The 21,854-nt window shown below is 37.7% G+C and carries 13 protein-coding genes, 1 pseudogene and 1 CRISPR repeat array; all 14 genes and pseudogenes read left to right on the top strand.

The features are described from left to right. Window positions 1–249: 249 nt before the first annotated feature. The 14 genes and pseudogenes from ACQRBN_RS00875 to ACQRBN_RS00810 all read left to right on the top strand — a co-directional run bounded on the left by ACQRBN_RS00875 (window position 250) and on the right by ACQRBN_RS00810 (window position 21,854). Window positions 250–690, top strand: a complete 441-nt coding sequence (locus ACQRBN_RS00875) for a hypothetical protein (RefSeq protein ID WP_427737044.1) — start codon at window positions 250–252, stop codon at window positions 688–690. A 12-nt stretch (window positions 691–702) separates the two neighbouring features. Further along, window positions 703–1,395, top strand: coding sequence for a CRISPR-associated endoribonuclease Cas6 (gene cas6 / locus ACQRBN_RS00870; protein ID WP_427737043.1), 693 nt, complete (start codon window positions 703–705; stop codon window positions 1,393–1,395). Window positions 1,396–1,408: 13 nt separating this feature from the next. Continuing rightward, window positions 1,409–3,172: a CRISPR-associated protein gene (locus tag ACQRBN_RS00865; RefSeq protein ID WP_427737042.1), complete on the top strand. Its 1,764-nt coding sequence runs from the start codon at window positions 1,409–1,411 to the stop codon at window positions 3,170–3,172. Next, on the top strand, window positions 3,165–4,097 hold the full coding sequence (locus tag ACQRBN_RS00860) for a type I CRISPR-associated protein Cas7 (protein WP_427737041.1): 933 nt from the start codon (window positions 3,165–3,167) through the stop codon (window positions 4,095–4,097). Before ACQRBN_RS00865 ends, ACQRBN_RS00860 begins: the two co-directional genes overlap by 8 nt. Before the next feature lie 3 nt (window positions 4,098–4,100). After that, on the top strand, window positions 4,101–4,880 hold the full coding sequence (gene cas5b / locus ACQRBN_RS00855) for a type I-B CRISPR-associated protein Cas5b (RefSeq protein WP_427737039.1): 780 nt from the start codon (window positions 4,101–4,103) through the stop codon (window positions 4,878–4,880). A 113-nt stretch (window positions 4,881–4,993) separates the two neighbouring features. After that, complete coding sequence (gene cas3, locus ACQRBN_RS00850) at window positions 4,994–7,570, top strand: CRISPR-associated helicase Cas3' (RefSeq protein ID WP_427737038.1); 2,577 nt, start codon at window positions 4,994–4,996, stop codon at window positions 7,568–7,570. Between the two features lie 11 nt (window positions 7,571–7,581). Then, a complete protein-coding gene (locus tag ACQRBN_RS00845; RefSeq protein WP_427737037.1) occupies window positions 7,582–8,073 on the top strand; it encodes a CRISPR-associated protein Cas4 in 492 nt (163 codons plus the stop codon). A 17-nt stretch (window positions 8,074–8,090) separates the two neighbouring features. Next, window positions 8,091–9,089 carry a type I-B CRISPR-associated endonuclease Cas1b gene (gene cas1b / locus ACQRBN_RS00840; protein ID WP_427737035.1) on the top strand — a complete coding sequence of 333 codons (999 nt, stop codon included), beginning with the start codon at window positions 8,091–8,093 and terminating at the stop codon, window positions 9,087–9,089. Continuing rightward, complete coding sequence (gene cas2, locus ACQRBN_RS00835; protein WP_427737034.1) at window positions 9,090–9,380, top strand: CRISPR-associated endonuclease Cas2; 291 nt, start codon at window positions 9,090–9,092, stop codon at window positions 9,378–9,380. Between the two features lie 179 nt (window positions 9,381–9,559). Next, a CRISPR array of direct repeats spans window positions 9,560–14,615; the repeat unit is 30 nt; unit sequence GATGAAGATTAACATGAGATGTATTTGAAC. A gap of 244 nt (window positions 14,616–14,859) precedes the next feature. After that, window positions 14,860–15,417: an alpha/beta hydrolase gene (locus ACQRBN_RS00830; RefSeq protein ID WP_427737032.1), complete on the top strand. Its 558-nt coding sequence runs from the start codon at window positions 14,860–14,862 to the stop codon at window positions 15,415–15,417. A 1,130-nt stretch (window positions 15,418–16,547) separates the two neighbouring features. Beyond that, window positions 16,548–16,634 (top strand): annotated as a pseudogene (locus ACQRBN_RS00825) (SEC-C metal-binding domain-containing protein); the annotation flags it as partial. A gap of 18 nt (window positions 16,635–16,652) precedes the next feature. Beyond that, window positions 16,653–18,029, top strand: a complete 1,377-nt coding sequence (locus tag ACQRBN_RS00820; protein ID WP_427737031.1) for a Wadjet anti-phage system protein JetA family protein — start codon at window positions 16,653–16,655, stop codon at window positions 18,027–18,029. A gap of 2 nt (window positions 18,030–18,031) precedes the next feature. Further along, complete coding sequence (locus ACQRBN_RS00815; RefSeq protein ID WP_427737030.1) at window positions 18,032–18,646, top strand: DUF4194 domain-containing protein; 615 nt, start codon at window positions 18,032–18,034, stop codon at window positions 18,644–18,646. Then, window positions 18,615–21,854, top strand: a complete 3,240-nt coding sequence (locus ACQRBN_RS00810; RefSeq protein ID WP_427737028.1) for an ATP-binding protein — start codon at window positions 18,615–18,617, stop codon at window positions 21,852–21,854. The genes ACQRBN_RS00815 and ACQRBN_RS00810 overlap by 32 nt, the downstream gene beginning before the upstream one ends.

Below are 21,854 nucleotides of genomic sequence, written 5' to 3'. Positions count from 1 at the left end.
ATAAACTATAACATATGATGTATTTGAAGTGATGTGTTTTTATGGATTTGAAAATGTTAGTGAGATATAGATTAATACAAAAATCAATAGATATAATTGAGAATAATAGTGTTGACAAACTATATAAGTGAGTATATTATATAAGCATAGGTAAAGAGAGAAGAAGTATATGTCAGGAAAGAAAACGCTATATCGCGGAAGCCAAACGCAAGTTAAATACAGTGAAATTCGAAAGGAGTTATGAAGTTCATGGCAAATAAAAATAATAACTCTCTGTTCTATACATGTAGTCTGATTGAATATATTGGTCGAAAAATGAAACGAAAGAGAAGAGAGATTGTAGAATCATTAGGAAAAGAAGCAATTACCCGAATCTATGAATATGCTGATGTGTTTCATTGCGAGCCAATTGAAAAAGTTGCAGAAGAGTTTGTTGAACAATATAACATACAAACGGGAATATTTGATAATGAGGATTCTTGCCAGTATGAAATCCCTGATTATTGGACAATAGGTGAGGTTTATGAAAGACTAATAGAAGATGTTGCTCCTGAAGAAAGAATAGTAGATATTCTGATGGAGGTTTATTGTTCTTGGATGGATGATTTATTGAGTGATTATAATATAGCGGTATATTATCAATCGAGAGAATATATAGCTGCATGTTACAGAGAAGGACAGATATTATAAAGGAGATAAGGAATGCAAGTATACCAGATTCGAATAAAATTGTACATGCTGACGGATGTTGCCTTAAATCGGATACAGTCAAACTTAACAGCATTTATAGACAAAGGCTTTCTGGAGAATGAAGAATTGTTACAGATGCATGAAGAGAATAGATTTAAAAATTATTGTTATGATCTGCCATATCCTATAGAAAAAGATAAGATCTATAAGAAGGGAAAGATATACACAGTAACCATTCGGACGATAGATCCGAAGTTAGCAAAGTATTTTCAAGAAGTGTGCGTAAATAGTTACACAGATGAAGTAAAGGGACTTACATCAGAGATTCGGATTATACCTAAGAAAGTTATAGATTCTCTATACACGTTGACTCCGGTGATTTTAAAAGATGATAAAGGATACTGGAGAAAACATATGCAGTTGGCAGAGTTTGAAAATCAGTTGAAGGCGAATTTGATCAAAAAATGGAATGCTTTCACGGGCGAAAAATTATCAGAAGATTTTTGTCTATACACACTGTTAGAGTTCTTGAATGAAACACCGGTACCAATGGAATATAAAAGTATAAAATTGCTGGGTGATAAGATCAGGCTTCAGATTGCAGACAATGAGACTGCCCAGAAAATTGCTTATATGGCATTGGGAACAGGGCTTTTGAGCATGAATTCCCGTGGGGCCGGATATGTAAATTACCGTTGGCTATAGGAGGTGAATACATATGCTAAGAGAATGTCTGGAAGTATTTGAATACGAGTTGAAGAGAGGCGGAGAAGGAGATAAGTTAATCTTAGATTCCTACATTCCGGCGGATGGGACATATTTGATCGTAGACAAGAACGGGAATCCAGGAGAACCTATTGATATTAAGTTGGACAAGAAAACACGGACAGTTAATAGAACCAGTCCATATTTCAAAAAGATTTGCTTTTACGATTATCATAGCCAATTGATTTCGATGAATAAGCCAATGGATGCCAAGAAAGTAATTCATTCTAATAATTATCTATCGTTCTGGGTGAAGAAAGACAGTGTTGTATCAGGGAAACTGACGAACGATATCATAGATGGTTACTATGAAGTCTTAAAAGATCCTGTCGGTAAGAAATATAAAAATTCAAAAGAAGCGAGTCAAATCTATGAATTATTTGAAGCGGAGGAAGGGAAAGCTGACGGGACTTCGATAGAGCGGAATAAGAACTGGATCAAGGAGCATATCTTTTCTTTTAATGATGTGGATATGGAGAAAAAAGATTATCTAAAGATTTTCTTTGAAGCAGAGGATAGCGATTTTGAGCGAGAGGGACGACGTTATTTTCTCCCGAATATTTATAATAGTAATGATTATAATATTGTGATTAATGATGTAGTCTACGGATTGCCGGATAATAATCTTGGAATGAATGCAAAGAAACCGTTTTTATCTATCAAATCCCGAAAATATCCTGCGTCGTACTTATTGGATGGCAATGAGGTCCTGTTTCAAAAGAAGTTCTTTGATTATCTTATGAATCTTGTTTCGGCTGGGAAATATCACATCTATGTTGACACAGAAAGGAAAAAGATCATAGGCTGTAGAAGTGGTGAGGCACCACAGGAAATAGAATCTGGCTGTTATTTAAGAATAAAAAAGGGAAAGACGGAAGCAGAGATTTGGGGATATGATAATATTGCAGGTTATAGCCAGAAATTAGAGAAGAATTTTGAATTTAAAAATTTTGTAAATGCAAAGCATAAGTTGCATAAAGAATATATGGATTTTTATCAAAGGTATGATAATAGGCTCCAGGTAGGACGACTGATAAATGAAGTGTTTTTCTCGAATTGGCTTGCTGGTAATTATACTACAGATGCGGGAGATATAAGTGTTACAGATGGAACAATAAAGCAGAATATCCTATTATCCCGGGATGCTATTTTTGCGTGGGTGTTTAAAGGAAATGATGTGGGGTTTGAGAAGATTCTTAATAAAGTTTCGTTAGAATTGATAAAAAATACATTATTAAATGATAATCGAGAACGTGCGTTGTGGCAGTTGAATCTACGGATGTCATTCAAAGAGTATTTTACAGAAGGAGGAGAAAGAAGTATGGGAGAGATTATAACTGAACTGCAGACAAATATGAAAACGAAAGTACTTGCGAATACAGTGATACCGCTAGAGAATGATCAGGAATATTATTATGCAGTAGGGCAGCTGGCGGCGTATTTGATATCTTTAAGTAAGGCAAAGGATAAGGAAAAGAATCATTCATTATTGAATCCATTTTTGAATGCAAAATCAGATGAAATCATTAAAAGGCGGCTTTTGCAGATATACAAAAAATATAACTATAATATCCCTAATAGTTATAAGAGAGTAAGGAATCTATTGGCAATGGTTGAAGGATATGTGCCAGATGGAAAAATTGATCAGGAAAAAATGATATTGGGTTATGCCAGTGATAGTTTGATCTATGCGAAGGAGGAAAATGAAAATGAATAAAAGAGTGTATGGTGTATTGGGAATCTCTTCAATAATGGCGAACTGGAATGCAGATTTTTCAGGCTATCCAAAGACTACCAGTGATGGAGAAACTTTTGGAAGTGATAAGGCTTTGAAATATCCTATGAAGAAGATGTGGGATAATGAAGGCAAGAAAGTGCTGTATATTAAGTCTATGAGACTTCAGGAGAATAGTAAAAAAGGTGAAGTTACATTGGTTCCCAGAACCTTAAAAGAAAGATATGAACATATCTTTGGGATTGAAGATCTGAAAGATTCCAAGGACATCAAAGAAGTGTTGACAAATCTCATGTCTGCAGTGGATGTTAAGAATTTTGGGGCAACGTTTGCGGAGGCCGGCAGTAACATCTCGATTACAGGTGCGGTGCAGATTGGACAGGGATTCAATAAATATGACGGAACGAATCCGGAAGAGCAGCAGATTCTGTCCCCGTTTAAAGATGCAAAGGACGAAGATGCGAAGAATTCCACATTGGGAACCAAGATTGTAAGTAATGAGGCGCATTATTTTTACCCATTTGTTATCAATCCGATGGCATATAAGGAGTTGGTAGAACTTGGAGTAACAGAAGGATATACGGAGGAGGATTACCAGACTTTCCGTAGAGCGGCGCTTGTATCGGCAACTTCTTTTGCGACAAATTCTAAAGTAGGATGTGAAAATGAGTTTGCTCTTTTTGTTGAGACAAAAGCAGATGCATATTTGCCAAATCTATCAGAATATATAGAATTTGAAAAGAACGGAGATAAGAATATTATTGAATTACAGTGTGCAGATTTGCTGACAAAATTAGGTGATGTTGTTGAGAAAGTAGATGTTTACTATAATCCGCACACAACGGAATTAAAAGGAATGGCAGGGACAATGAGAATCTATGACATACGAACACAAAAAGAGGTGTAGTAGATGGAGATACTGAGGTTCACATTAAGTGGAAAGAACGCATTTTTCAAAAAGCCTGAAGTAAATTCTTATTGTTATTATACCTACGGCAATATACATAAGGTGGCACTGTTGGGGATGTTGGGTGCTGTCTTAGGTTATGGCGGATATACACAGATGCAGGGATTTGATAAGGCAAAGAAGAAGGCAGGACTTTCCGAAGGATTTCCTGAATTCTATGAACGGTTGAAGGATTTGAAGATTTCGATTCTTCCGGATTCGGAGCATAAAAAAGGATATATTCTTAAAAAAGTGCAGACATTCAACAATTCTGTAGGTTATGCTTCAAAGGAGTTAGGGGGCAATCTTATTGTTAAGGAGCAATGGTTAGAGAATCCGGGCTGGGAAATATGCCTTTTAATAGATTCTGAAGAAGCGGGGAACGTACGAGATGCATTTTTAAATGGGACTTGTGTTTATTATCCGTATCTTGGTAAGAATGATCATCCAGCTGATATTTCAGCGGTAACAGTGGAGGATGCGAAAGCAATTGAGTTTGATATAGGCAGACTAGACTGTTTTGCTCCAAAGGAAGAGGTGCAGGTTACGGATCTGGATTTTGATGAGTTGGAAGAGATGAACGCATTTAGTGAGTTTAAATATGAAGAAGCACTCCCTGTTGGCATGGATAGTTGGACAAATCAATATAGTTTAAAAACATTTTTATATACGGATGCATTAGTAGAAGTAGGTGATGCAGAAGTATATCAACTGAAAGACGGTAAGAAAATAGTGTTTTACTAGAAGCAAAGAAGGAGACCTGATAGTTTGAGAGTAAAGGGTCTCCTTTTCTGATACTAAGTGTATGGGAAAGATAAACGTCTGATGGATGTTTATTGCGATTTGAAGGAGGATGTATGGAGATAAAAGAACTAAGGACTTTAATTTCGGATATTGATTGTTATGAGGCGCATATTGTGGAAGATGATAATCATGAGATTGTGAAGCGTGAGACATTACAGTCACATATAGAACTGACATTAAAGTATTTTCGGTTTATCTGGGAAGAAAAGCAAGCAGGAGGAATGCTGGATCGCCTCCTCCAGCAGATCTGGGCAGATATTACACTGGAAGCGCGAAGGTTTTTGGAAGACATGATTTTTGGAATTCCTGTTTTTCATGATATGGGAAAGATAAATCCTGAATTTCAAAATCGCAAACTTCATAACAGTAAGATAGAAAAAAGTGATATTTTTGCATGTGTTGCAGGAAAGCATTCTCTCATATCATCTGTCTTATATATGGACTATTACTTAGAAAAATTGAAAGATTCTATCAGTGACCGTGAGGAAAAGAGAAGACTTAGAGTATTTTTGCTATTCCATGCATGCATTATCGAGCGCCATCATAGTGATCTGGCGGAATTTGAGAAGTTTTTGGAATCTTTAAAGGAAGGACGGGGAAAAGATATTGCCGAGATATTTAGTGGAGGGAAATGTACGGCATGGCTGACTGGTTTTTCGTTGCATGAGCGAAAAATGAAAAGTCTGATTAAAGAGTTTAATAAACAGTATTCTGAGGAATGTGATTTTGCAGAAAGTGTTGGAATCTATACTTATGTGAGAATGTTGTATTCTCTATTGGTGGCAAGTGATTATTATGCCACGACAGAATTTATGTCAGAGGTGCAGATAAGCCAGTTAGGAAGTCTGGATGAGATCCAGAAATGGATGGAGGTGTATGAGAATACGGAATTGATGCGAAAGATTCGAACGTATCAAAAGGAAGAGTATCCGCAAGATGAGCAGACACTACGGCAGGAAAAGGACATTAACAGGCTCCGTACAGAGATGTTATGTGATGCGGAGAAAGTATTAAAGGAACATTTGTCAGACAATCTGTTTTATCTGGAAGCACCTACGGGAAGCGGAAAGAGTAATACAGCACTGGATCTGAGTTTTCAGATGATGAAGCATGATGATTGTCTAAAAAAGATATATTATATCTATCCTTTCAATACGCTTGTTGAGCAGAACGTAAAGAGTCTGAAAAAAATATTTGGAGATAGACCGGATATTCTTGATGATATTGCAGTCGTGAATTCCCTTACTCCGATTAAGATGACTAAGAAGGCAAAGGTAGAAGAAGAGCAATCAGAGCAGACGATGTATTACCAAAAAGCGCTATTGGATCGACAATTTTTGAATTATCCAATGATTCTGTCAACCCATGTGAGTCTGTTTGATACGATGTTTGGAGATACAAAGGAGTCGGCATTTGGTTTCCATCAGTTGATGAACAGTATAATTGTGTTAGATGAAATTCAAAGTTATAAGAATACAATTTGGACGGAAATTATACAGTTCTTAAAAGAATTTGCCTATCTGTTTCACATGAAAGTGATTATTATGTCAGCAACACTTCCGAACTTGGATGTGGTGTCAAAGAATTCCTATGAAGCGATTGCGTTATTGAAAAATAAAGAAAAGTATTTTTCTAATCCGTGTTTCCGAGAACGTGTGCATATATCCTATGAGTTGATGCAGAAAGAAAATATAGAAGAGGAGTTGCTGGAGCATGTAAAGGCTTCGGCAGCATGTAAGAAGAAAGTATTAGTGGAATTTATTAAAAAAGATACGGCTTATCATTTCTTTGAAAGCTTAAAGGAGGATGATGAGGTCATTTGCCAAGTGGAGTATATGTCAGGAGATGATAGTTTGATGGAACGAAGTAGAATCCTGAACGTAATTAAGGAAGTGGATTCCATTATACTTGTGTCAACCCAGGTCATTGAGGCGGGGGTAGACATTGATATGGATATTGGCTATAAAAATATTTCTAAATTAGATAGCGAGGAGCAGTTTTTAGGGCGGATTAACCGTTCATGTCTAAGAACAGGTATCGTATATTTCTTTAAAATAGATGATGGAAAAAGGATATATGGAGAGGATATCCGCATAGAGAAAATGTTTACTCTGGAAAATGAAGAGATGCGGGCATATCTTGTGAACAAAGAGTTTCAGAAATATTACGAATGTATTTTGGAGGTGTTAAAGGCGAATTATAATGAGCGATCAGGCGAAGGCGGGTTAAAAGATTTCTTTGATAATGAGGTGAGAAGGCTTGAATGGCCTGGAGTCAGAGACAGGATGAGATTAATTGCGGAAGATACCTGGAGTATGTTGGTGTATCTGGCGAGAATCTTAGAGGATGAAAATGGTAATCAGATTGATGGAAGAGAAGTTTGGAGAAAATATGTGGAACTTTTGAATGATTTCAGTATGGATTATTCGACAAAGAGAGTAGAACTTTCTAAAGTTACCAGTCAGATGAATTATTTTATATATCAGATAAAGCAAAATCATAATCTGATATATAACGACAAGGTTGGTGAAATCTTCTATATCGAAGAGGGAGAACAGTATTTTGATGATGGAAAATTGAATCGAGAGAAGATACAGGGTGAGATTGGAGAATTTGTAGATTTTATTTAGAGGTGGACGAGATGAAGGTGAATGGGACATTGATGAATTATTATTTCCATTGTAAGAGACAGTGTTATCTGTTCGGAAATAGGCTGAATCTGGAAGATAATAGTGAAGAAGTTAAGATTGGAAAAGCAATCCATGAAGAGCGTGCAGAGAAAGAGAATACGGAGATAGCCATTGAGAATATTAAACTGGATAAATTGACGGCGGAATATCTGACAGAAGTGAAAAAATCAGATGCAGATATTGAAGCGTCGAAATGGCAATTGATATTATATCTGAAAGTGTTAAAAGACAAGGGGATCGATAGAAAGGGAAAGTTGGAATTTGTAGAAAAAAATAAGAGTAGTAAGAAGACAATGATCATAGAATTGACTGATGAGGTTGAAAAAGAATTGAATCAGTATATACGAGAGATAGAAGCGTTGCTGCAGGGAGAAGAGATTCCGCCGGCATTAGATAAGCCAAAGTGTAAAAAATGTGCGTATTATGAATATTGCTACATATAGAGAATAAGGAGGATGACATGGGAAGTACAAGATATATTACGTCAATGGGAGAATTGACAAGGAAAGACAATTCCCTTTGTTTTAGAAAAGATGGGAAGAATGTGTATATTCCGATTGAAAATACAAAAGAAATCTATTGTATGAATGAAGTTAGTATTAATAGTAAGTTGTTGGATTTTCTTGGACAAAATCATGTGGTCGTACATTTCTTTAATTATTATGGAGGATATAGTGGTACTTTTTATCCCAAAGACCAGTATATGAGTGGAAAACTACTGGTAAAACAGGTTGGGAAATATGAGAATGAGCGGTTGAAAATCGCTAAGGCTATTGTGAAAGGAATCGGAGTTAATATATACGAGGTGCTATATCATTATTATAAGCATGATAAGAAAGAGGTTAAAGAGACTATTGATTGGATCAGGAAGGAGTTTTATGCAGATGTAGAGAAGGCAGATAATATAAAGTCGTTGATGTCGGCGGAAGGTGAATTGTGGATGAGGTTTTATGATGATTTTCAATATTTTTTACCAGAAGATTTTATCATGAATAAGAGAGTGAAAAGGCCGCCGGATAATCCGATTAATGCAATGATATCTTTTGGGAATACGTTGCTTTATACAAAAACTATCTCTGCCATTTATAGGACTCACTTGGATCAGAGAATTAGTTATCTGCATGAACCATCTGAAGGTAGATTTTCGCTGAGCCTAGATCTGAGTGAAGTATTTAAACCTGTAATTGTGTATCGGACAATCTTTGATCTAGTAAATAATAGGAAGATTCAGGTGGGAAAGCATTTTGATAAAAAGGTAAATTATTGTTTGTTGAATGAAGAGGGAAGAAAAATATTTATTGAAGCATTTGAGGGAAGGATGGAATCGGTATTTCAACATCCCATATTGAAAAGAAAGGTGTCTTATCGAACGGCAATTAAGTTGGATTGCTATAAATTAATTAAGCAAATCATGGAAGATAAAGAATTTGTTCCTTTTAGTTTGAAGGAGGGTTATTGATTGGCTAAGAAAATAAATTATAATTATGCATTTGTGTTTTATGATGTGGGAGAGAAAAGAGTACAGAAAGTGTTTAAGGTTTGTAAGAAGTATCTGTCACATTTTCAAAAGTCGGTATTTCGTGGGGAGATGTCGCCATCAAAATTGATACAATTAAAGACAGATTTGAAGAAGGTGATAAATAAGGATGAAGATTTTGTATGTATTATTAAGTTGATGAATGACAATGTATTTGGTGAGGAGATATTGGGGAATGGAGATGTTGAAAATGGGGAGAGTTTGATTATTTAGGCCATTTTTACCAGGTGGAATTTGAGAGAAAAGTGTAGAAAAGCAGGTAAGATAAAGGAAAAGTGCGAGGAGAGAAAAGTATGAAGGGAAATGAGGTATGGCTGGTAAAAAAAGGGAAATAGTTGTAAAATAGAGGAATGTAGGGTATAGCGGATTCGGGAAATGGCGGAAATTCGTTGGATGAAGATTAACATGAGATGTATTTGAACAAATGCAGGATTGCTGTAAATCCGGCGTTTGATGTTGATGAAGATTAACATGAGATGTATTTGAACAGATTACTATTACGACACTGTCGCCAGCCTAAATGGGATGAAGATTAACATGAGATGTATTTGAACTACGAACACCCCGATTCTTTCAGAAAACGCTTGAGATGAAGATTAACATGAGATGTATTTGAACAAATAACGACAAACGAAACGGAGGTGAAGCAGGATGGGATGAAGATTAACATGAGATGTATTTGAACCATCTCCGTCTGTCTGCCTCGAACTGCTCCCTCGTGATGAAGATTAACATGAGATGTATTTGAACGATTATAGAGAGCATTAAAAATGAATTCGGCAGTAGATGAAGATTAACATGAGATGTATTTGAACTTGATTACTTGCGTTCCTGGGATGCAAGTAAGATGATGAAGATTAACATGAGATGTATTTGAACATAATATTAGGATTAATATTTGTAAGTCTGCAATAGATGAAGATTAACATGAGATGTATTTGAACATGATCCATGCAGTCCCCGCACGTACCTCTCTGCAGGATGAAGATTAACATGAGATGTATTTGAACTATTATACCAATCGCAAAAGGAGGTCACCCTTCTGATGAAGATTAACATGAGATGTATTTGAACGGATGTATGGTCGAAAAAGTGGAAATATGAAAAAGATGAAGATTAACATGAGATGTATTTGAACCTACGTGGAAATGCCACGCCCCTTTAGTCCCTCTTTGATGAAGATTAACATGAGATGTATTTGAACAACCAATTTCATTATAATGCTTATAATGAAGAACGGATGAAGATTAACATGAGATGTATTTGAACGTGATACGGACATTAAGTCCTGCTGCCAGTCGTTCGATGAAGATTAACATGAGATGTATTTGAACAACGTGGACAAGTCTTTGTTATCCCCTACTATTTGATGAAGATTAACATGAGATGTATTTGAACGAATGATTATATTGCAGATATCCGTTGGCTTGATAAGATGAAGATTAACATGAGATGTATTTGAACCGGTTTTATTTTTCTCTGTTGGATGTTGCAATGTAGATGAAGATTAACATGAGATGTATTTGAACATCCGATTGCTCTTACTCTAAACTTTTCGTTTTTCGATGAAGATTAACATGAGATGTATTTGAACGTCATATGCGCTTATCTTTGACGATGCAGCCTTGCGATGAAGATTAACATGAGATGTATTTGAACTTCATTATGCGAATGGCTTCTTCTTTTTTCTTTGCGGATGAAGATTAACATGAGATGTATTTGAACTTCCACAAGGGAAAATTACAGAAGTCGGGGATATCAGATGAAGATTAACATGAGATGTATTTGAACAAATAATGTCGAAACAGGAGTGGAATCTTTGAAATTGATGAAGATTAACATGAGATGTATTTGAACCAGAGACAGACCCTACCGTCCCGGAATGGGCGAAGAGATGAAGATTAACATGAGATGTATTTGAACCCTGTTTCTGAACTGCGTATGATAACCGTCGTATTTGATGAAGATTAACATGAGATGTATTTGAACTAAGTAACCTTCCACAAATCGCATCTGCGGCATTGGATGAAGATTAACATGAGATGTATTTGAACTTTTTTTCTTTTACAGCATGGAACATACATCCGCGATGAAGATTAACATGAGATGTATTTGAACATATTATTTTCTAACAAATATTTCTATTGTTCCTGATGAAGATTAACATGAGATGTATTTGAACGACGATGAAAACGTGGGAGAAATAGAACATAATATTGATGAAGATTAACATGAGATGTATTTGAACACAATAAATTAACCTAATCTACGCGTAGTGTGGTGATGAAGATTAACATGAGATGTATTTGAACATCGAACAGATATCGCAAAATATCGCAAACAATACGATGAAGATTAACATGAGATGTATTTGAACAGGAGGCTGTGGACGGCGTAAAGATAGAGGTTGGAGAGATGAAGATTAACATGAGATGTATTTGAACAGCCTCTAACATTCTGTCAAATGCATGTATATACAGATGAAGATTAACATGAGATGTATTTGAACCGGAATGACAACCTGCGAGATGGCTGAATTTCTCGGATGAAGATTAACATGAGATGTATTTGAACGCATTTAGTAATCATCCGGCAATATCTCCGGGAAATGATGAAGATTAACATGAGATGTATTTGAACTTTGCAGTGATCTGGCTAGGAATTATAAGCATGATGATGAAGATTAACATGAGATGTATTTGAACCAAGTTTCTCGGTTCCGTTCCAGTACCTTGGATACCGATGAAGATTAACATGAGATGTATTTGAACACCAAATTGTCATAAAAATAAATGGTAAAAATGGTTGATGAAGATTAACATGAGATGTATTTGAACGATATTTGCAGAGAGTTTAAAGTAAATGAAGTTTGGGATGAAGATTAACATGAGATGTATTTGAACCTTCCATTGCGAGGCAAAAATTAATATCCGGAGATTGATGAAGATTAACATGAGATGTATTTGAACTGTCCTCTTTCCAAAAAAGCATGTTCTCGAATATGATGAAGATTAACATGAGATGTATTTGAACTTGAATATATTCTTGCACAGTTGAAAAATGCAACGAGATGAAGATTAACATGAGATGTATTTGAACATACGATGCCAATAAGTTGCATGCAGAGATACCGATGAAGATTAACATGAGATGTATTTGAACAAACCAAAGCCAGCAGTTTCCATCGTCACATCTACGATGAAGATTAACATGAGATGTATTTGAACAACGAATATGCCACCATAGCAACCAATGACGGTCTAGATGAAGATTAACATGAGATGTATTTGAACTAATGTTTAGGAAGTATATAACCCAAATTTTCAAAAGATGAAGATTAACATGAGATGTATTTGAACTATTGAGTGTGGAAACTATGATACATTAATGAAGAGATGAAGATTAACATGAGATGTATTTGAACGAGCCTTAAATCTTGCAAGACGCTCATTCAGTGTGATGAAGATTAACATGAGATGTATTTGAACAAAACAGCGTAGTTTGATGTAAAAATTGCAGAAATCGATGAAGATTAACATGAGATGTATTTGAACACAAGTATTATGATGTTGCTATTGATAATGGCGCACGATGAAGATTAACATGAGATGTATTTGAACATTAACTACGGAAAGGAAGGAAAGGGAAGCATTGTAGATGAAGATTAACATGAGATGTATTTGAACAACTGAGATTTAATGGAGGTCTTATGATTGAGAGGATGAAGATTAACATGAGATGTATTTGAACTATGGACATAGTATACGCAAGTAAGGTGTTTACTTTGATGAAGATTAATATGAGATGTATTTGAACGAGTACAGCACATTGGTGACAATACTAGAAAATAAGGATGAAGATTAACATGAGATGTATTTGAACAGTGCGATATCGATTATCATGTGCAGCCAGACGGAGATGAAGATTAACATGAGATGTATTTGAACTCATTAGCATCTGTATCCACGACTTCCTGATCTCGATGAAGATTAACATGAGATGTATTTGAACAGCAGTGACTTCGGTCTATTGTTTCCTTTTCTTCCGATGAAGATTAACATGAGATGTATTTGAACTTCCAGAGCCTCCGCATCGTCCGTGATCTGCATCGGATGAAGATTAACATGAGATGTATTTGAATATCTAGTGAAGGGAAGCAACGTAATCGTAATTACCGATGAAGATTAACATGAGATGTATTTGAATGTGACTGCAAGAAACCCAAATCTTTTTCCAGAGAGAGATGAAGATTAACATGAGATGTATTTGAATTCCCATCTAACACCCGTTGCAATCATCCGGTTTATGATGAAGATTAACATGAGATGTATTTGAATTAAAGAAGGAGGGTAATCGGTCGAATGTGTATATCGATGAAGATTAACATGAGATGTATTTGAATAGTGGTGGAATGATGTATATGGTGAAATGCAATAAGATGAAGATTAACATGAGATGTATTTGAATTTGAGCGACGAAATATTTTATCGTATAATAGTTATGATGAAGATTAACATGAGATGTATTTGAATTGTCGTGTATGGATCTGGAGGAAGAACGAAGAGCGGATGAAGATTAACATGAGATGTATTTGAATCCGCACACACCAGCCAGGACGACTGGACACCTACAGATGAAGATTAACATGAGATGTATTTGAATCTGCGGATATCCAATGCAAATACCTGATCCGCCAAGATGAAGATTAACATGAGATGTATTTGAATTCCAGCGTGCCGTAGAAGCATCCGCATCTAACGCCGAGATGAAGATTAACATGAGATGTATTTGAATTCCGAATACCTGTAAAATACTGCAATTTTCTCACACGATGAAGATTAACATGAGATGTATTTGAATGCAATTCGGTCCATCATCTCCCTGTTTGTTTGCACAGATGAAGATTAACATGAGATGTATTTGAATTGAAGTGCAAGGACTGTAAGTATTGCAAAATAATATGATGAAGATTAACATGAGATGTATTTGAATTCCAAAACAAAAATACTGGAAGAGGCGTTGGATGCGATGAAGATTAACATGAGATGTATTTGAATAAGGGGGCAATATAATGAATTTTCTTGAAAAATTAAGATGAAGATTAACATGAGATGTATTTGAATTATTCGCTCCCTTCGATTGCCGCAAATGTCACCGGATGAAGATTAACATGAGATGTATTTGAATCAGGGATGTGACATTCGGATCATGACAAAAGATAAGATGAAGATTAACATGAGATGTATTTGAATACTCCATGTATTGATTCACACTCATTCCTGCTGTGATGAAGATTAACATGAGATGTATTTGAATAATGTAACCTCTTTCGCCCAATATATTCTCGGATCCTGATGAAGATTAACATGAGATGTATTTGAATCAAATTTGTGAGTATATCTCTTTAGTTATAATTCTGATGAAGATTAACATGAAATGTATATGAATAGCAAACAAGGCATAGAAAACTGATGCAAATAGTGTAATGAAGATTAGCATGTTAACGTATTGAATATTCCTGTGTGGACACCGGATTATTCAGGCGTATATGAATGTATATGTCCAAATTGTCCCACAATAGTCAAGATTGACAAAGATTAATATATGCGTTTAAATTCAGTATATTACGATAAAAATAAGGAATACAGACGATTGGCAAGATATACATAAAGTAAGAATCGAGGTTAAGAAAATGAAAAAGGATAAGAAAATAGCCGTAATATTTCCAGGAATCGGATACCACTGCGATAAGCCGTTATTATACTACAGCAAGAAACTCGCAATTCAGAACGGATATGTGCTGCAGGAAGTCCCCTACGGTAATTTTCCCCAGAATGTCAAGGGCAATGCAGAGAAGATGGAACAGTCATTCTATACTGCATTGGAGCAGGCAGAAGACATATTGAAAGATATTGTGTGGGAAGATTATAGCCATATCTTATTCATATCCAAAAGTATAGGTACAGCGGTTGCAGCCGCATACGCGGCAGAGCACGGGCTAGAGACCAGGAATATATTCTATACGCCCGTTGAGCAATCGTTTCGTTTCATGGGGCGGGAAGGAATTGTATTTCATGGGACATCTGACCCTTGGGTGAAGACTTCGGCAGTGAGACGCGGATGTGAAGAAAAGGAGTTAACGTTGTACATCACGGAGGATGCAAATCACTCTCTTGAGACGGGCGATGTGCAGCGGGACTTGGAGAATATGAGGACGCTTATGAGATTAACAGTGGAATATATTGAATGAGAATTGAAGAAAAGAGTTGTTACAGTAGATAATTCAACTCATATGCCGTATAATTAGTTAACAAAGCAAGCATATATTTGAAAAATACGAAGGAAATTAAGAGATGAATGAAATAGATCGTTAAAAAAAATGGATTAACTGATTTTGTAAAGCAGATGGCGCAGAGTATGGCTGACAATTTCATGATTCCCGGTGAAACTACGCTGGAGTTGCCAGAGATATTAATGAAGGCGCAGGATAGCCTTCTGGATATGATTATAGAGACATGGACAGATGAAGCAGAGTTTACAAGCTGGAAGGAGAAGGAAGATTTTGCGGAAGAATTGATTACCAAATCTTTTCAGAGCGAGATCATTTTTCTTGATGTGAAGGATATCGAACTTCTGGTAAAAACAATGAATAATCGTCCTCTTTCCCATGTGGATTGTGGAATCCTTATGGAGAACTATTGCAAAAAAGGCTGGGTGTTTATGTTTGGGAATGTAGACGCAATGGATTTTGTTGTTCCCAGACAGATTGAAGATATATTACTTACAACGTTAAAAGAAGATACGGAACAGCAGATGAAAATGGGGCTGGTCACGGGTGTACGATTTACGCTCCGTGCGTGCCTGAATCTGTTTGGTGTTATAGAAAGAGAAAAACTAAAAGAGATTGCAATAGACCAGATGTTTGAACGTGCGGATTGGTCAGAGGATGACAAGCAGATTATGCAGGGGATTTCTGGGAAAATCGATGAGGTCGTTGATATACTGGCTGAACGGGAAGAAGGATTCTGGTGTGATGGTGATTATATCATCAGTATAGATTTTCTGTATTACCAAAAACTAAAATCAGACCTGAAAAAGTTGTTCAAGGATAAAGTAAAGGCAGATGATATTCTGTTTGAAATAGAATTTCGGGTAGTGCAGGATGATATGAGTTTTAAAGATATCGTGGAATTACTGAATATGCATTCTGTAGTATTCCCGAATAAGACAAGGGCAGATTATTTTGCAAAGAATTGCAAGAAATGGCTATATACAGTAAAGCGCTGGAGCAATCGTGGATTCAGCAATAAAGAAATGGGAAAACCGGATGATACAGAAGAAGTAGAATCATCTGCGTTTAGTTCCACGGAGCAGAGCAAGGTCGTGCGAAAAGAACCGAAGATTGGGCGGAATGATCCATGCCCATGTGGAAGCGGCAAAAAATATAAGAAGTGCTGTGGAAGATAACCACACAGGAGAAAGCGTATGTTTCATATCATTCCAGAGAATTTTTTCACCCCTCTGGCATCACCGAATAAAATTGTATATTGGGAATGTATCTGTAAGCTGTTTTCTGTTATGGAACATCAGCTTTCTTTTGGTGTGGAGAGAGAAGTGTTGGTGGACGAACTACAGTATTATTTTGAACAGTCCTCAGCAGCAGAGGTGGTAGAAGAAGAATTTGCTCAGGCTGACAGCCGGGGCAAGGCAAATGGCATCTTAAGGAGACTTGAGTACTATGGGTGGATTGAGATAGAGACAGATAAAAGTTACGTACAGAGAGTGAACTTTAAAGAATATGCAGTCCGTCTTATGAAAACCATGCTTGAGATTGCTGAAGGGAAACAGATTGAATACCAGGGTTATATCTATACCATTTATAGTCTGGTTCGGGCAAATACGGACAATCCGGGTGTGGTACTTCTTCAGATACTGGAGAATACAGATTACTTAATCACCGGACTTAAGAATCTGAATTCGAATATTAAGCATTACATTGATGAACTGACAAAGCACAGTACAGTGGCAGAGATTATGGATGCCTTGTTTAATGATTATATTACGAATATTGTGGACAAGGCGTATCACCGTCTGCTGACCTCCGACAATGTGTCCAAATTCCGGCCGGAGATTATTGAGCGTCTGGAGGGCAGGAGCAGAAGCAAGTCGTATATAGGCAAAGCGGCAGCAGAGATTGCGACTTTGAATGAGATATCCGTAGAAGATGCAACGGAGTTGGTCTATCGCTATTTGCATGAGATTATCGAGGCGTTTCGCAACATGGATGAGATCTTGAATGAGATCAATCAGAAGAATACGCAGTATCAGCGGGCCGCGATTAACAGAGCTAAGTTCCTGCTCTCAGGAAATGAGGATGTCAGAGGACAGTTAAAAGAGATCCTTCTGGGTATCAATGAAGTTATGAATCAAGAACAGATGGATCTTGGCGGCATCTATGAGGTGGAATTCCTGGAACACTTGGTTCGCATTTATAGTTGTAGTTTTCTTGACAGCAATTCCTTCTATTCTCCGACGGAGGGTAGAAAGGAATTCATACCGCAGAAACTGGATGAGCGCGAGCCGGATCTGATGGCGCGTCAGGAAAAATTAAAGAAAATGATGGAAAAGATGCGAAGAGTTCTAAGCCCGGAGAGGGTTGGCAGATATGTGGATGAGCAGTTAGGTGACAGAACAGAGATGCTTGCCACGGAACTTCCTCTTGCAGAAGTGGAAGATTTCGTGAAGATTATATATGTGCGCCTATACGGACAGCGCAAGAACATGCGATATCAAGTAGAAGTCCAGGAAGAAAAAGAGGTCAATGGATTTCGGTTTAAAGATTTTAAGATTCGGAGGAAATAGTGGTGGAATTATTGGAGGGAATGCTTCAAAAGGATAAGGATGAATTCAAGAGAATATGTAACCGTCTGCTTGCGAACTGCTTTTTATGTAAAGGTAATGTGACCAATAAGTCGGATTATTATTTTGTACTTAAATACCGGGAGAGGTTCCGGGAATACCTGGAGGTGCTGGGATATCGTCTGGAGATCAATGAAGAATATGGCGTGATACAGTTAACCAACGCACAGAATTATAACCGGCTGAATCTGAAGTTGTTTGAATCGATTATCTTACTGATCCTTCGGATTCTTTTTGATGAGAAGAAGAGAGAATTATCAGTGAGTGATGAAGTGATCGTCAATCTGGGAGATATTCAGGACAAGTTCTTAAGCCTGCAGATTCGGGACAAGATGATTGATAAGACGACGATGCGCAATACACTCCATCTGTTCCGTAGATTTCAATTGGTAGAACTATTGGATCGAGATTTGGCAAATGAAGAATCAAGGGTATTAATCTATGATTCGATTCTGATGGCGGTAAGAGTGGAAGATATTAAACAGGCGTACGAGAGACTGGAACTTTATAGAAAGGGGAAACGTGCAGATGAAGAAACTTACGAGAATGAAACTGATTAACTGGCACAGGTTCACTAACTGCACGATTGATTTTGGCGATTCAACTTTGATCTCCGGAGAAAATGGAGCCGGAAAGTCTACGCTTCTGGATGCAATCCAGTTTGTTATCACTTGTTCTGCCAATTCATTCAATAAGGCGGCGCATGAGAATGGAAAACGAAAACTGACAGGATATATACGCTGTAAGACAGGAAAAGAGAATCAGCCTTACGAGCGTACCGGGGAACTCAGCGCACATATTGCACTGGAATTCTATGAGGAGAGCAAGGATCGGTATTTTATCATCGGAGCGGTTGTGGATTCTGCTTCGGAAGGGCAGGAGACGACCGGAAGGTATTTGATGGACAACGTAAGGCTTACGGAAGATATGTTCTTTAAAGGTAAGACTCCGAGATCTATTGCAGAATTCCGGGCGGCGAATAAGAAAATCCGACAGTGGTGTAAGACCCAGATCGAAGCAAAGAAGATGGTCAAGTCGCGCCTTGGAAGAATCGAGGATAAATTCTTTAACCTGATTCCGAAAGCACTGGCTTTCAAGCCGATTGATGATATCAAAGACTTTGTATATTCCTATGTATTGGATGAAAAAGAGGTAAATATAGACGTATTGCGTGAGAATGTCCGCAGTTACCAGGATCTGGAGCGTACCTTAGATGTGGTCAGGAAACGTATGGCGAAACTGGAACAGATTGAGAAGTTCTACAATGAGGTGCAGGATTGTATTCGCAAGGATAATATGTATGAATTCTTCCTATCCCAGGCAGAATTGGATCTGGTCAAAGAGAAGATTCAGTTGTTGCATACTCAGATTCATACGGAAGAATATCGTCTGAAAACGGCACAGGAGAATCTGAAGTCTGTCATCAGTGAAAAGGAGAAGAAGCAGGAGATGGAGACATCTCTTCGGGTAGAACTTAAGCAGAACAAAGATTTCCTGGCATTAGAAGAGCAGAAGAAGGAACTTGAAAAACTGGAGGAGGAAGAGAAGGAACTTCTGACAGAAAAGAGGGAACTGAAGGCAAGTGTGCGAAAGGCTCTTGATAAGGTATATAAACTTCTAGAAGTGAAAGATGTGGACGGATGTATTCGGGAGTATCAGGAACTTTTTGAACATATAGAAGAGATTCAGGATGTGGCACATGCCAAACAGGTCATTGAAAGGGCAATCAAGTATAAGGGCGAGATGTACGGCAAGATTCAGCGCAAGATGGCAGAGGTACAGATTCACTTAAATGAAAAACAGCATGAGAGAAAGGAATTGGAGCAGAGGATTGCGAGACTGGAACGGAAGAAACTTTCCTATCCTGATGCGGTAAGCAGACTGACGGATGCGATCCGCGAAGAATTCGCCAGAATTGGCAGAAAGACAGAAGCATTTGTCTTGTGCGAGGTGTTAGAAATCTCGGATGAAAACTGGAGAAACGCAGTGGAAGGCTATCTGAATACACAGCGTTTCTATATCCTGGTAGAGCCGGAGAGTTTTGATATTGCCCTTGGAATCTATGATAAGCTTAGACGGAATGGAAAAGCGTATGGTGTAGGACTGATTAATACGCAAAACATGGAAGCCTATGATACAACTCCGGCAGGCACTCTGGCATCTGTAGTCATTTCAAAGAATCGCTATGCCAAACGTTTTATCAATATGCTGCTCGGCAAAGTACAGATGTGTGACCGGTATGAAGACCTGAAAAAGTATCCCACATCTATCACGAAAGAATGCATGAAATATCAGAACCGAGTGGCAAGTGCAATCAAACCGGAGATTTTCAAGGTTCCGTTTATCGGGAAAAATGCATTTAAAGTACAACTGGCTCAGGCAAAGGAGCAGAAAGCAGTTTTAGACGAACAGATACAGGCGGAAGAAAGCCGTTTGAGAAATATGGAGAATATTCTTGCTCCTCTTTCAACCGCAGAGGATGTGGATATTAAGTACCGCTTGGACATACTAACCAAGATATCCCATGTAAAGAGTGCGCTTAAGATATGCAGGGATAATATTAAGACACTGGAGAGGAATTCATCTTTGATTCAGAAGCAGATTCAACTGGATGCTCTTGAAAAGATCCGTAAGGAGCTGGAGGAGCAGATTTCCAAAGAAAACAGGAATATCGGCAGAATCGAGGAAATGATTGAATCAAAGAAGATGCAGGTAGAATCCTCCACAGCCGATCAGATGGAGCACCAGGTGCGGGTTGCAGAGATTGTAGAAAGGGCAGGAGATGATTTCCCGGCATGGAAGAAAGAATACGATAAGCAGACCACGCAGAAGTCTTACACACAATTCCGGGAGAATTACGACAGGAGGCGAAAAGCCAATGATACGACACGGAAGAAAGCGGAAGGCGATATGATCGACCGGATGGTTGAGTATAAGACAGAGCATGGCTTTGGAGCGGCAGCCAGTCTGGAGGGGTTCCCGGAGTTCGCAGCAGTGTATGATCGGTTGAAGACTTCTGAACTTCTGGATTATGAGGAGAAGGTTCAGTCTGCAAGAATGGCAGCAGAAGAAGAGTTCCGTGAGCAGTTCCTGGCGAAACTTCAGGAGAATATGAAGCAGGCGCAAAGTGAGTTCAAAGAGTTGAATAAGGCTCTGAAAGATATTGCATTCAGTTCGGAAAAATATGAATTCCTGTATATGCCGAATAAGCATTACCGCAATTATTATGAGATGATTATGGATGACTTTAACGTAGTACAAGGTGAATCTATTTTCAGCGGCATTTTTCATGAGACGCATAAAGAAGTCATTGATGAATTGTTCGACAGGCTGGCAATTAATAACGATAATAATGCCAAAGTACTGGATGAATTCACAGATTATCGAACGTATATGGATTATGATATTAAGATTATTCATAATGACGGAACATACTCTTATTATTCGAAAGTTTGTGAGGAAAAGAGTGGCGGAGAGACACAAACACCGTTCTATGTGACGGTGGCGGCTTCTTTTGTGCAGTTGTACAGCAATAATATCGGTGGAGAAGCGGCAGGGCTTGTGATGTTTGATGAGGCATTTAACAACATGGATGATGAGAGGATCGGAGGAGTACTGGAGTTCCTGCGTCGACTCCCGCTTCAGATTATCATTGCAGCACCGCCGGATAAGATTCAGTATATTGGTCCTGCGATGGAGGAGACGCTGCTTGTCATGACAGATGAGAAGGTAAGTTATGTGGAGGAGTATTATAACGGCTCAGTATAG

Origin of the sequence: Bariatricus sp. SGI.154, assembly GCF_050313795.1 — a bacterium.
Classification (GTDB): domain Bacteria; phylum Bacillota; class Clostridia; order Lachnospirales; family Lachnospiraceae; genus CAMBRQ01.
This window is presented reverse-complemented; position numbering and strand designations above follow the sequence as displayed.

Bases quoted from the DNA above. Each gene is read 5' to 3' on its own strand.
- ACQRBN_RS00875 (WP_427737044.1), top strand. From the start codon at position 250: ATGGCAAATAAAAATAATAACTCTCTGTTCTATACATGTAGTCTGATT.
- cas6 (WP_427737043.1), top strand. From the start codon at position 703: ATGCAAGTATACCAGATTCGAATAAAATTGTACATGCTGACGGATGTT.
- ACQRBN_RS00865 (WP_427737042.1), top strand. From the start codon at position 1,409: ATGCTAAGAGAATGTCTGGAAGTATTTGAATACGAGTTGAAGAGAGGC.
- ACQRBN_RS00860 (WP_427737041.1), top strand. From the start codon at position 3,165: ATGAATAAAAGAGTGTATGGTGTATTGGGAATCTCTTCAATAATGGCG.
- cas5b (WP_427737039.1), top strand. From the start codon at position 4,101: ATGGAGATACTGAGGTTCACATTAAGTGGAAAGAACGCATTTTTCAAA.
- cas3 (WP_427737038.1), top strand. From the start codon at position 4,994: ATGGAGATAAAAGAACTAAGGACTTTAATTTCGGATATTGATTGTTAT.
- ACQRBN_RS00845 (WP_427737037.1), top strand. From the start codon at position 7,582: ATGAAGGTGAATGGGACATTGATGAATTATTATTTCCATTGTAAGAGA.
- cas1b (WP_427737035.1), top strand. From the start codon at position 8,091: ATGGGAAGTACAAGATATATTACGTCAATGGGAGAATTGACAAGGAAA.
- ACQRBN_RS00830 (WP_427737032.1), top strand. From the start codon at position 14,860: ATGAAAAAGGATAAGAAAATAGCCGTAATATTTCCAGGAATCGGATAC.
- ACQRBN_RS00820 (WP_427737031.1), top strand. From the start codon at position 16,653: ATGTTTCATATCATTCCAGAGAATTTTTTCACCCCTCTGGCATCACCG.
- ACQRBN_RS00810 (WP_427737028.1), top strand. From the start codon at position 18,615: ATGAAGAAACTTACGAGAATGAAACTGATTAACTGGCACAGGTTCACT.